This window comes from Phytopseudomonas punonensis (assembly GCF_900142655.1).
Lineage (GTDB): Bacteria > Pseudomonadota > Gammaproteobacteria > Pseudomonadales > Pseudomonadaceae > Aquipseudomonas > Aquipseudomonas punonensis.
This window is the reverse complement of sequence record NZ_FRBQ01000003.1, coordinates 329,939-342,291: the sequence shown is the minus strand read 5'-3', so window position 1 is coordinate 342,291 and position 12,353 is coordinate 329,939. Positions and strand designations below refer to the sequence as shown.

Genomic DNA, 12,353 nt, shown 5'->3' with positions numbered 1-12,353 from the left:
CTCTCGCGGTCTTCTGTAACCCCTGTGAAGCCACTGCTACAAGGCGCAAGCGGCCCGTCGTAGGGTGGACGACGCCTCATCCGTCCACCGCTCTGCGATCGCAATGGTGGATGAAAAGAGCGTCATCCACCCTACATATAGCGAACGGCTGCACCCGCCAAATAGCAGGCAAAAGCGTATTGAGTCGCCCCGTGACCTCTTGGTGCATGCCCTGTCGGCATCGCACCAAGACAGGTCAAACCTGTTCATTTCACACAACGATAATCCGCATAAAAGCTTAAAAAGCTTTTCTCATTGTGCACATCGCACAACCCGCTCTGTACGTGCTGCCGAACCGATCAGTTGGCACGTCGCCTGCTATAGCCATGACTTCCCTAACCTTGTGGAGCCTGGCAATGACTCACCCCACTACCGATAGCGACTACCCCTTGAGCGAAGTGCCGGCCGGCGCACGCAAGGGGCTGTTCTCCACCACCATCCTGCTGTTCGGCTTCACCTTCTTCACTGCCACCATGTTCGCCGGCGGTAAGATCGGCATGGCGTTCGATTTCAAGACGCTGATCTGGGCCGCGGTGGTCGGCAACCTGCTACTCGGCACCTACGCCGCCATTCTTGGCCTGATCGCCTGCCGCAGCGGCCTCAACTCGGTGCTGATGGGGCGTTTCTGCTTCGGCGAAGTGGGCAGCAAGCTCTCCGACGTGCTGCTCGGATTCACCCAGATCGGGTGGTACGCCTGGGGCACGGCGACCATCGCCATCGTGCTGGTGAAGATTCTCGGCCTACCCGAAGGCCTGACTATCCCGCTGATGGTGATTTTCGGCTTCGGTTTCTGCCTCACCGCTTTCATCGGCTACAAAGGTCTGGACCTGCTTTCGCGCATCGCCGTGCCGGCTATGTTGGTGCTGCTGGTCGTCTCACTGTGGATCGCCACCCGTGACATCGGCGGCCTGGCTGGCCTGCTGGCGGTCGAACCCAAGGAGACCATGAGCATGAGCGTGGCCATCACCCTGGTGTTCGGTACCTTCGTCAGCGGCGCGACGCAAGCCACCAACTGGACCCGCTTTGCCAAGAGCGGCCGCGTTGCGGTGCTGTCGAGCCTGTTCGGTTTCTTCATCGGCAACGGCCTGATGATCGTCGCCGGCGCCTACGGCGCCATCGTCTACCAGCAACCGGACATCGTCGAAGTGCTGGTGCTGCAAGGCCTGTCCATGGCAGCCGTGGTGATGCTGTTCCTCAACCTGTGGACCACCCAGGACAACACCATCTACAACTTCGCCGCCGCTGGCTGCAACCTGCTGCGCACCGAGCGCCGCAAGACGGTAACGATCGCGGGCGCCGGCATCGGCACCCTGTTGGCCATCGGCGGTATGTACGAAATGCTGATTCCCTTCCTGATCCTGCTCGGCTCGATCATCCCGCCAATTGGTGGCGTGATCATGGCGGACTACTTCTACGGCCATAAGAGCCGCTACCCGCTGCTCGCCGAAGCCCGCCTGCCGAAATTCAACTGGGTCGGCCTCGGCGCCTACGGCACCGGCGCGCTGTGCGCCTACCTGTCGCCCTGGGTCGCGCCGCTGGTCGGTATCGCCGTCGCCGCGTTGGCGTACATCGTTCTGTTCGAAGCGAAAAAAGTCTTCGCCACCCGTGGCCAGGTCGCTCGCGCATGACCCTGAGCCTTGCCGATGTCCTCGCCTTGCCTGGCCTGCAGGAACTGCGTCTGCGCGCCGGCCACGCGGCACTGGATAATCCGGTGCGCTGGCCCTATGTGGCCGAGAACGAGGATATCGCCGACTGGGTGATGGGCGGCGAGCTGGTGTTCGTCACCGGCATCAACCATCCCCGTGATGAAGCCAACCTGCTGCTTCTCGTGCGCCAGGCGGTCGAGCGGGCCACCGCAGGGCTGGTGATCCTCACCGGCGCCGAATTCATCCAGGCGATACCGCCAGCGGTGATCACTGAGGCCGAGCGCCTGGGTCTGCCGCTGCTGGAGCAGCCCTACGGGCTGAAGATGGTGGTGGTCACCCAGGCCATCGGCACGGCACTGGTGCAACAGCAAATGATCGGCAGCTCGCGCCAGCACGTGCTGGAGCAACTGTTGGAAGGCGATTACCAGTCCCTGGACGTGCTGCTGCAGCGCGCTGCCAGCCTGGATTTGCCGCTGAGCGTGCCGCGCCAGGTCGCCCTGCTACGCCTGCAGAACAGCGAGCAACTGTTCGATGGTGAGGCAGCGACCAGCGGCGAGCGCCTGCTGCGCGACAACCGCCAGTGCCTGCAGCAGCGTCTCGAACAGTGCCTGCAACAATTGGGCGACGCCCTGCCGCTGATCAGCCAAGGCGAACACTGGATCGCCCTGCTGCCCTGCATTGGCAGCCAGGACGAGCAACGCAACCGCAAAGTCTTAATGGCCCTGCTCAGCGAGCTGGATGAACGCCTTCAGCCGCAGCGCCTGTTTCTCGGCCTGAGCAGTGGCAATCATCCCCCCAAACACTTCGCCCGGGCGATCGGTCAGGCCCGTCAGGCACTGGTCGCTGCCCAGGCCTTTCCCGAACGCTTGGGGCTGTGCAGCTTCAACGAACTGGGCGTGATCGAGCTGCTCGCCGCGATACGCGACCGCAGCCTGCTCGAGCGCTTCGTCGAGCGTACCCTGGGTCCGCTGATCGGCGATGATTCACGCCACGAGCCGGTGCTGATGCCAACCCTGGAAGCCTGGTTCTTCGAGAACGCCAACCTCGCCCTGGCCGCGCAACGCCTCGGCGTACACCGCAACACCCTGAGCTACCGTGTACAGCGTATCGAAGCGCTGACCGGTTGCTCGTTCGATGATCCTCACGACCGGCTGAACATCAGCATCGCCCTGCTGATCCGTCGCCTGTCGTCTCATAGCCTGCCAAGGAGTACCCCATGAACATCGTCAACGCCCGCCTGCGTGGCCGCGAAGGTCTTTTCCACATCGCCCTGGACGGCTCGCAGATTGCCGCCATCAGCGAGCAGCCGGCGATGGTCAGCGCCAGCGCAGGCGATCTCGACGCCGCCAACAACCTGGTGGTCGCCCCCTTCGTCGAGCCGCACATTCACCTCGACGCCACCCTGACCGCCGGCGAGCCGGCCTGGAACATGAGCGGTACGCTGTTCGAGGGCATCGAGCGCTGGGCCGAGCGCAAGGCGCTCGTCACCCATGAAGACACCAAGACCCGCGCCAAGAAGACCATCGACATGCTGGTCGATCACGGTATCCAGCACGTGCGCACCCACGTCGACGTCACCGACCCGACCCTGGCTGCGCTTAAAGCGATGATCGAGGTGCGCGAGGAAACCCGTCACCTGATCGACCTGCAGATCGTCGCCTTTCCTCAGGAGGGCATCGAGTCCTACGCGGGTGGTCGCACGCTGATGGAGCAGGCTGTGGCGCTGGGTGCTGATGTGGTGGGCGGCATTCCACACTTCGAGAACACCCGTGATCAGGGCGTCAGCTCTATCAAATTCCTGATGGACCTGGCCGAGCGCACCGGCTGCCTGGTGGACGTGCACTGCGACGAAACCGACGACCCGCAGTCGCGCTTTCTCGAAGTGCTGGCCGAAGAGGCCCGGGTGCGCGGCATGGGCGAACGGGTCACCGCCAGCCACACCACCGCCATGGGCTCCTACGACAACGCTTACTGCTCCAAGCTGTTTCGCCTGCTGAAGCAGTCGAAGATCAACTTCATCTCCTGCCCCACCGAGAGCATTCACCTGCAGGGCCGTTTCGATAACTACCCGAAACGCCGCGGCTTGACTCGTGTGGCGGAGATCGACCGCGCCGGCATGAACATCTGCTTCGGCCAGGATTCCATCGTCGATCCCTGGTATCCGCTGGGCAATGGCAACATCCTGCGCGTCCTCGAAGCCGGGCTGCATATCTGCCATATGCTTGGCTACGAAGACCTCAAGCGCAGCCTCGACCTGATCACTGACAACAGCGCCCGCACCCTGCACCTGGGTGAGCGCTACGGCGTGGAAGTGGGTCGTCCGGCCAACCTGCTGATCCTCTCGGCGCCCGACGATTACGAGATGATCCGTACACAGGGTTACGCCCTGGTATCGGTACGCAACGGTGAAGTGCTAATGCGCCGCACACCGGCACAGATAGAGCGCGCCTGATCAGGTGCATTTGGCCGTAGGGTGGATGACGCTTTTTTCATCCACCATTGCGTCAGTCCAAGCGGTGGACAAGCTTCGCGTTGTCCACCCTACGAACTGACGCTAAAACGTGGGAGGGGCTTTAGCCGCGACACCCCCATGAAGACCTCGCGGCTGAAGCCGCTCCTACAACTGCGAAAGCGCCCTACTCCACCCGCACGCTGGCGGTCATGCCAGCGCTGAGTTGGACGCTCTCAGGCATGGCATCAAGCTTGATGCGCACCGGAATGCGCTGGGCCAAGCGCACCCAGTTGAAGGTCGGTTCGACATTGGCCAGCAACTGGCCGTCCGGGCTGGCATTGCGGTCGGTGATGCCGCGGCTGATGCCTTCCACCTGACCACGAATCTCCTGCTCACCGCCCATCAACCAGACTTCCACCGGCGCGCCGACCTGAATGCGTGGCAGCTTGGTTTCCTCGAAATAGGCCTGCACGTAGAACGAGCCGGTATCGACCAGGGCCATCACCGCCTGCCCGGCCGTCACGTAGTTGCCTTGGGCCAGCCTCAGGTTGGTGATCTGGCCGTCGCGCGGCGCGCGCACTTCGCTGCGCTCCAGATTGAGCTGGGCGATGCGAAGGTCGGCCTGGGCCTCGCGGTATTCACTGCGCGCCATCTCGGCATTGATCTGCGCGTTCTCGCGCAGCTCGGCACTGATCGCCTGGCTGCCCAGCTGCGCACGGCGCGAGGCTTCGTGCTCGCGCAGGCTGAGCTGCTGCTTGCGGATGTCGACCACGGCCTGGGCCTTTTCCAACGCGGCCTGGTAGCGGTCACGGTCGATGGTCATCAGCAGATCGCCGGCCTTCACCTGCTGATTGTCATGCACCTTGAGTTCGAGCACCCAGCCGGAAACGTCCGGGGCGATGGTCACCACATCGGCGCGCACGCGGGCGTCGCGGGTCCACGGCGAATACATGTAGTGCTGCCAGATCCAGGCGCCAGCAAAGATCGCCGCTACCACCACAGCCAGGGTAATGCCGACGCGAATGGTCGAACGCATGCTTTTCTCCTCAAGTCGCCAGGACGGCAATAACCGCCGCCAGGACGCAAACAAACAGGGCGCAGTCGAACAAGGCCTCGTGCCAGATCCACTGCGCCAGTCCAACGCGCTGCAGGCCCAGGCGTACCACGCCGGTGAGCAGCAGCGCCAAAACCGCGTAAGCCGCCATGGGGCTCAGCAATACGCCGCCCAGCGACCATTCATGTAAACCCATTTGCTTCTCCCTCCAGAACCAGTGTACGACCTGCTGCGCGTCGGCCCTGCTGCGTTAAAAACAGGCTCAGACTGCTCATTTACCGCTTGTAAACTCCGCGTCTTCGCCTGTTTTTGCCTTGCAGGGCTCTAGCTCGCTAGGCCCTACACAGGTTCTGAGCTGACACCAGTGGCGCCAGCCGTTCTGCAATTGCAACAGCGCCGCTTCGGCCAGGCGCTTGTCGATGCTCGGCGTGCAGGCGCGCAGGGCTTCCTGCAGCTCGGCCACTGGCGTATTCAGGTCATCCTCGCGGCCGGGTGCCGGGCCTCGCTCCAGGGCGTCATCGAGGCGCTGCAGAAAGCGCCGCTGCGAACGGGCCAGGCCGGCGTCGGCTTTGGCCAGACAGGCACGCAGGTGCAGCAACTCGTCGCCAAGGTCGAGCCCGGCGACACCTTCGTCCCAACGGCTGCGCGCCTGATCAGGGCGCGCCGGGTAGTGCCGCGCCAGCTGCAGCAAGCGATCAGCCATACGCCCGCCAAACCAGTTTTCCGCCCGACCGAGATCACGGCGGGTGAGCCGGCCGAGGTCGACCAGCATGGCATGCACCAGGCGCCGGCCATGCCACACCGGGTTGCGCAGCACCACCAGCCGGAAGGCCATCACCGCGACGCCGACGCCCATCAACAAGCCTGGCGCTTCGTTGAGAAAGAACTCCACGTTGTAACCCACGCCTGGAGCCGGCAGGCACAGCACGATGAAGTGCAGGCAAAAAGCAGTCGAGGTGGCGGCAATCGGCGGCTTGGCCATGCCCAGCACGCCAAAGAACAGTGGCACGCCAAGTACCATAAAAAGCATCACGAAACCGTCGATCTGCGGCATCAGAATCTGCCCGACGAAGAACGCCACCGGTAGTGCGTAGAGGATGCCGCGCAAGAACATCATGCCGATCTGCGGCGCTGCCTCCAGGCGGGCAAACAGGCTGCACACCACACAGGCCAGCAGCATGGCGCCGACTGCGTGGGTCCAGCCGGTGGCCAGCCAGAAACTCGCCAGGGTCAGGAATGCCAGGGCACTGCGAGAACCGAATACCAGCGCGCTCTGCCAGTCGTAGTGCCAGGACAGCGCCCGTGGTGCATCCACCGGCGCCTTGCCCTGCTCGACGGCGAGCAGCGCGCGGCTGGCGTCCTCGATGCGCAGCAACAGCACCGCCATGCGCTCCAGACAAAGCTGCTGGCCGCCGTTGAACTCGTCGTCCTCAGCAGCCTGACGCAAACGCTCGATCAGTTGTGGGCGGTCGCTCGCCTCATGCTGCAGGCGCTCATCCACTTCCTGCAGCCAAGGCGCCACGGCTTGCGCTTCGTGGCTGCTCAGCTGCCGCCACTGGCGCGCCACGCCGCGCGCCAGGCGCAGTACACCAAGCAGATCGCGGCTCAGCACTCGCAGCGCGATGGCACGCTGGCGACCGCGCTCACCCTCGAACCAGGCGTGCTCGCGCTGAGCATCCACGGCAACGATACGTGACAAGGCTTCGAGCAGCCCCTGGCGCGCCTCCTCCTCGCCGGTCAACGCCTGGCGCGCCGCCTTGAGGCCAGTCTGCCAGGCGTCGCGGGCCTGCTGAGCGAGCTGACGCTCGACCCGCTGTGGCCAAAGCAGCGCGCTGCTCAGGGTGGCGCAGACGATACCCAGGCAGATTTCCGTGGAACGGGCGATGGCTTCATCGAAGATCACCTGGGGCTTGCCAATCGCCGGCAGACCGATGATCGCCACCGTGTAACCGGCCAGCACGAAGGCATAGGACCAGGCGCTGCGCAGCATGGTCGAGGCTGCCGTGCATAGGCCCAGCCAGAGCGCGAACGCCAGCACGAACAGCAGCGGCATCTGCGCGAACAGCGCCATCATCACCACCGCCATGAAGGTGCCAACCAGGGTGCCCAGCAGGCGCGCCAGGCCCTTCTGCACCACCATGCCGGAGAGTGGCTGGGCGACGATAAAGGCAGTCATGAACGCCCACTGCGGCTGCTCGAGGCCTAAACGCAGGGCGAGCCAGAGCGCCAGACCGCCGCCAAGCAGGGTCTTGATCGCAAACTGAAGGGCTTGAGTGCTCGGCGCAATGAACGCCAGCAAAGAATCACGCACGATGCTTACCTGAAAACGTCTCAGCTCTGAACATAGCCGCAGCCAAAGGGTTCCGCCTCCGTGCAGGGGGCAAATTATTAGCTAGCTAAGCATATACTGTCCAGCAATCGACCAACGCTCAAGCCCGTGCAAACGCAAAAACGCAGACGAAAAAAAGGGCGACCGAAGTCGCCCCAATGCCTTGCGTGCTCGTTAGCCCGGATATCACTGCGGCTTTTTCTTGCTCGCATCCTTCCAGACGAAATACGTGAACCCGAAGCCAAACAGAATCATCAGTCCGACAGTGCCGATACCGGCCAGAACCACCACATCTAAGAACATGCTGCCTCCTTGCACCTGTTGTCTCTCGGGTATGGGACTACGTTAACAGCCACGCGCTGCCCGCCATTGACCCAGGTCAAGGGTGGAGCCGCAGCGTGTGCAGATAGGGTTCAGATGGTGACCCGGATCAACGGAATACATACAGCAGAGCGCTGCTGGCATTTGGGAGAGGCTGCAACAGAGAAAAGGCGCAGTAGCGAACCGAGTAGGAAACCGCTCAGCGTTTCTTCGGTTTGCTCTTGGACTTCTTCTTGCCCTTGGGCAACGGCAGCGCCTGCTCGAAGGCGTTGCGCATATCTTCGAGCTTCTTGTCGTGCAGGTCGTGGATGCGTTTGTCGCGCTCGGCGGCGAAATCGATCAGTTTCACATCATTGCTCATAGCGGCGCCCGGATCAGACGAAACGTAAGGTTCAGGCGTGGCGCGCAAGGCTTGCGCGTTTTCGCCACCTGATGCTGCCAATGATGCTGCGTCTGGCCGCTCATGACCAGTAGCGAGCCGTGTTCGAGCTGCAGCGAATGTTCGATACGGCTGTGGCCCTTGCGACGCAGATCGAAACGCCGCTCACCGCCCAGGCTCAATGACGCTACCAAAGGCTCGACGCCCAGCTCTCGCTCATCGTCGCTGTGCCAGCCCATGGAGTCCTGGCCGTCGCGGTAGTAGTTGAGCAGCGCGCCATTGAGCGGCTGTCCCAGCGCATTGACCAGGCGATTGCGAATCTCGGCGAGTAAAGGTGCCCAGGGCAACGGCTGGTGGGTCATACCGGAATAACGATAACTGGCTTCACTGTCGCCATACCAGGCGAGCAGGCGAGGCACCGGATGGCGACGGCCGAATAGCAGCACTTCGGGTTGTTGCCAGGGCGTTTGCTCGACCAGCGTTTGCAGCCAGTGATCGGCCGTGGCGCGGTCGATCCAGGCTGGTAAGTAACTGAGCTCGGCATCCGGCAGCTGCAGCCCTGCGTGATCGAACAGGCCAGCCTGCGGAGTTTCCACGTGCGTCAAACTTCTACGTCCACCCAAAGACCCTGTCGCGGCAATTGATCGATGGCTGGCTCATCCGCCTCATCGACCTCGCCTTCGGCCAGCTCGGCCGCGGTATAGCCACGCCGCTGCCGACGGCGCTGCTCTTCACGCAGTCGCTCTTCGACTTCCTGCGGATGGCGCTTGTCGAGGCCGACCGCATCCTCCTGAGCCGTTTCGGCGGTTGGGGTTACCGGAGCGATTTCCGGGCGCGACTTGACCACGTCCTGCTGGGCAGTGACCGGAACCAGGCTGTGGGGAATCGGCGGCAACATAGGTGACCTCTCTTTGCAGCTTTATCGGCAGCGTAGCGGGCGACTTTATGGCTGCGTTACTACACTGTCTGACCGGACGCGCGTCGGTAAGTGCCAAAACAGGCGTGATGCACCTTTGGTCAGGCCTGGCACTGCGGTAACATAGCCGGCTTTTTTACAGGTGGAGACAGGCAGCATGGCGGAGTATCAACCGGGGCAACGCTGGATCAGCGACAGCGAAGCGGAACTGGGCTTGGGCACCATCCTCATGCAGGACGGCCGCATGCTCACCGTGCTCTACCCCGCCACCGGCGAAACCCGCCAGTACGCCGCGCGTAACGCGCCGCTGACCCGCGTACGCTTCTCGCCGGGCGACGAGATCACCCACTTCGAAGGTTGGAAACTGACCGTACGCGAAGTCGACGATGTCGATGGCCTGCTGGTCTACCACGGCCTCGACGCCAAGAACCAGGCTGTCACCCTGCCGGAAACCCAGCTGTCCAACTTCATCCAGTTCCGCCTGGCCAGCGACCGCCTGTTCGCCGGACAGATCGACCCGCTGCCGTGGTTCTCGCTGCGTTATCGCACCCTGGAGTTCACCAGCAAGCAGGTGCAGTCCTCGCTGTGGGGCTTGGGCGGCGTACGTGCGCAACCTATCGCTCACCAGTTGCACATCGCCCGTGAAGTGGCCGACCGTATCGCCCCGCGCGTACTGCTGGCCGACGAAGTGGGTCTCGGCAAGACCATCGAAGCAGGCCTGGTTATCCATCGCCAGCTGCTCTCCGGGCGCGCCAACCGCGTGCTGATCTTGGTGCCGGAAAACCTGCAGCACCAGTGGCTGGTGGAAATGCGCCGCCGCTTCAACCTGGAAGTGGCGCTGTTCGATGCCGAACGCTTTATCGAAAGCGATGCCAGTAACCCGTTCGAAGACGCGCAACTGGCACTGGTCGCCCTCGAGTGGCTGTGCGAAGACGAAAAGGCTCAGGACGCACTATTCGCAGCCGGCTGGGACCTGATGGTCGTCGACGAAGCCCACCACCTAGTCTGGCACCCGGAAAAGGCCAGCCGCGAATACAGCCTGGTCGAGCAACTGGCCGAAGTCATCCCTGGTGTACTGCTGCTAACCGCCACCCCTGAACAGCTTGGCCAGGACAGCCACTTCGCGCGCCTGCGCCTGCTCGACCCGAATCGCTTCCATGACCTGCAAGCCTTCCGCGCCGAGAGCGCCAGCTACCAACCGGTGGCCGAGGCGGTGCAGGAACTGCTTGACCAGGGCCAGCTGAGCGCCCAGGCCCGCGACGCCATCGGCAGCTTCCTGGGCGATGAAAGCCGCGAACTGCTCGACGCCGCCGACGGTGGCGACACCGACGCCCGCGCCCGCCTGGTACGCGAACTGCTCGACCGCCACGGCACCGGCCGTCTGCTGTTCCGCAACACCCGCGCCGCCGTGCAGGGCTTCCCCGAGCGCGAGCTGCACGCTTACCCGCTGCCGAGCCCGGACGAGTACATGGAGCTGCCGCTGGGCGAGCATGCAGAGCTGTACCCGGAAGTCAGCTATCAGGGCCAGGCCGATATCGAGGAAGACCAACGGTGGTGGCGCTTCGACCCGCGCGTCGAATGGCTGATCGACACCCTGAAGATGCTCAAGAAATTCAAGGTACTGGTGATCTGCGCCCACGCCGAAACCGCCATGGACCTGGAAGATGCCCTGCGCGTGCGCTCCGGCATCCCGGCCACCGTGTTCCACGAGGGCATGAGCATCCTCGAGCGTGACCGCGCCGCTGCCTACTTCGCCGATGAAGAATTCGGTGCCCAGGTACTGATCTGTTCGGAAATCGGCTCCGAAGGCCGCAACTTCCAGTTTGCCCACCACCTGGTACTGTTCGATCTGCCGGCCCACCCGGACCTGCTCGAGCAACGTATCGGTCGCCTCGACCGGATCGGCCAGAAGCACAAGATCCAGCTGCACGTGCCGTACCTGGAAAACAGCCCGCAGGAGCGTCTGTTCCAGTGGTACCACGGGGCGCTGAATGCCTTCCTGGCCACTTGCCCGACCGGCAACGCCCTGCAGCACCAGTTCGGCAGCCGCCTGCTACCAATGCTGGAAAATGCCGACGACGGCCAGTGGCAGGCGCTTATCGACGAAGCCACCACCGAACGCCAGCGCCTGGAAGGCGAGCTGCACGCCGGTCGCGACCGCCTGCTGGAGCTCAACTCCGGCGGCGCCGGTGAAGGCGAAGCGCTGGTCGAGGCGATCCTCGAGCAGGACGATCAGTTCGCCCTGCCGATGTACATGGAGCAGCTGTTCGACGCCTTTGGTATCGACAGCGAAGACCATTCGGACAACGCACTGATCCTGCGCCCCAGCGAGAAGATGCTCGACGCCAGCTTCCCGCTCGGCGACGACGAAGGCGTGACCATCACCTACGACCGCGACCTGGCACTGTCCCGTGAGGACATGCAGTTCCTCACCTGGGAACACCCCATGGTGCAGGGCGGCATGGACTTGGTGCGCTCTGGCTCGATGGGCAACACCTCGGTGGCACTGATCAAGAACAAGGCGCTCAAGCCTGGCACCGTGCTGCTGGAGCTGCTGTATGTCAGCGAAGTGGTCGCGCCGCGCAGCCTGCAACTCGGCCGCTATCTGCCGCCGGCTGCGCTGCGTTGCCTGCTCGACGGCAATGGCAACGACCTGGCCTCGAAGGTCTCGTTCGAGACTCTCAACGACCAACTCGAAGCCGTGCCACGCGCCAGCGCCAACAAGTTCGTACAGGCCCAACGCGATGCACTGACGCCGAAGATCGCCGCCGGTGAAACAAAGATCTCGCCGCGCCACGTCGAACGCGTCACCGAAGCCAAACGCCGTCTGGCTGCGGAGCTGGACGAAGAGCTGGCCCGACTGACTGCCCTGCAAGCGGTCAACCCGAGCGTGCGTGACAGCGAGCTGGAGGCGCTGCGCGAGCAGCGCGAGCAAGGCCTGGCCATGCTAGACAAGGCCGCCCTGCGCCTGGAAGCTATTCGAGTGTTGGTTGCGGGTTGAGATAAAACCAGTTATCCCGCCAAACCATTGATGGGTTTCACCCATCCTAGAAGGCCTAGGGTTTTATCTACGCGGCCCGCCCCATCCTACAAAATGTAGGATGGGTGCAACCCATCAAATGGCGATAAGCCTCACCTTGGATTCTTTGACTGGCTGCGCCTAAATAGCCTTGTGGGAGCGGGCCATGCCCGCGAAGCCGCCGCGCGCATGGCGCGC

Annotated in this window: 11 protein-coding genes; 4 read left to right on the top strand and 7 right to left on the bottom strand. The window is 63.4% G+C overall.

Annotated elements, in window-relative coordinates; translation table 11 throughout:
- The first annotated feature begins 395 nt into the window (after positions 1–395).
- The 3 genes from codB to codA are packed head-to-tail and all read left to right on the top strand — an operon-like array spanning position 396 to position 4,137.
- Positions 396–1,667 carry a cytosine permease gene (gene codB / locus BUC40_RS11605; RefSeq protein ID WP_073265765.1) on the top strand — a complete coding sequence of 424 codons (1,272 nt, stop codon included), beginning with the start codon at positions 396–398 and terminating at the stop codon, positions 1,665–1,667.
- Entirely contained in the window at positions 1,664–2,905 is a 1,242-nt protein-coding gene (locus BUC40_RS11600; protein ID WP_073265763.1) for a PucR family transcriptional regulator, read from the top strand. The genes codB and BUC40_RS11600 overlap by 4 nt, the downstream gene beginning before the upstream one ends.
- The gene (gene codA, locus BUC40_RS11595) at positions 2,902–4,137 is read left to right on the top strand and encodes a cytosine deaminase (protein WP_073265761.1); all 1,236 of its coding nucleotides are present in this window, start codon (positions 2,902–2,904) and stop codon (positions 4,135–4,137) included. Before BUC40_RS11600 ends, codA begins: the two co-directional genes overlap by 4 nt.
- A gap of 184 nt (positions 4,138–4,321) precedes the next feature.
- Here the strand turns inward: codA and BUC40_RS11590 are convergent, their stop codons facing one another.
- The 7 genes from BUC40_RS11590 to BUC40_RS11570 all read right to left on the bottom strand — a co-directional run bounded on the left by BUC40_RS11590 (position 4,322) and on the right by BUC40_RS11570 (position 9,118).
- Complete coding sequence (locus BUC40_RS11590) at positions 4,322–5,173, bottom strand: efflux RND transporter periplasmic adaptor subunit (RefSeq protein ID WP_073265759.1); 852 nt, start codon at positions 5,171–5,173, stop codon at positions 4,322–4,324.
- A 10-nt stretch (positions 5,174–5,183) separates the two neighbouring features.
- Positions 5,184–5,387, bottom strand: coding sequence for a DUF1656 domain-containing protein (locus tag BUC40_RS11585; RefSeq protein WP_027909621.1), 204 nt, complete (start codon positions 5,385–5,387; stop codon positions 5,184–5,186).
- Between the two features lie 75 nt (positions 5,388–5,462).
- Positions 5,463–7,502, bottom strand: coding sequence for an FUSC family protein (locus BUC40_RS11580; protein ID WP_244160634.1), 2,040 nt, complete (start codon positions 7,500–7,502; stop codon positions 5,463–5,465).
- Positions 7,503–7,706: 204 nt separating this feature from the next.
- Positions 7,707–7,823: a cytochrome c oxidase subunit CcoM gene (gene ccoM / locus BUC40_RS23240; protein WP_279627144.1), complete on the bottom strand. Its 117-nt coding sequence runs from the start codon at positions 7,821–7,823 to the stop codon at positions 7,707–7,709.
- A 217-nt stretch (positions 7,824–8,040) separates the two neighbouring features.
- Positions 8,041–8,190 (bottom strand): hypothetical protein, encoded by a 150-nt coding sequence (locus BUC40_RS22890; RefSeq protein WP_167369150.1) that lies wholly within the window; start codon positions 8,188–8,190, stop codon positions 8,041–8,043.
- 8 nt (positions 8,191–8,198) lie between these two features.
- The gene (locus BUC40_RS11575) at positions 8,199–8,816 is read right to left on the bottom strand and encodes an alpha-ketoglutarate-dependent dioxygenase AlkB family protein (protein ID WP_244160633.1); all 618 of its coding nucleotides are present in this window, start codon (positions 8,814–8,816) and stop codon (positions 8,199–8,201) included.
- Positions 8,817–8,821: 5 nt separating this feature from the next.
- Positions 8,822–9,118: an aspartate-semialdehyde dehydrogenase gene (locus BUC40_RS11570; RefSeq protein WP_073265757.1), complete on the bottom strand. Its 297-nt coding sequence runs from the start codon at positions 9,116–9,118 to the stop codon at positions 8,822–8,824.
- A 175-nt stretch (positions 9,119–9,293) separates the two neighbouring features.
- Between BUC40_RS11570 and rapA the strand changes: the two genes are divergently transcribed.
- Positions 9,294–12,137, top strand: coding sequence for an RNA polymerase-associated protein RapA (rapA, locus tag BUC40_RS11565; RefSeq protein ID WP_073265755.1), 2,844 nt, complete (start codon positions 9,294–9,296; stop codon positions 12,135–12,137).
- Positions 12,138–12,353 lie beyond the last annotated feature (216 nt).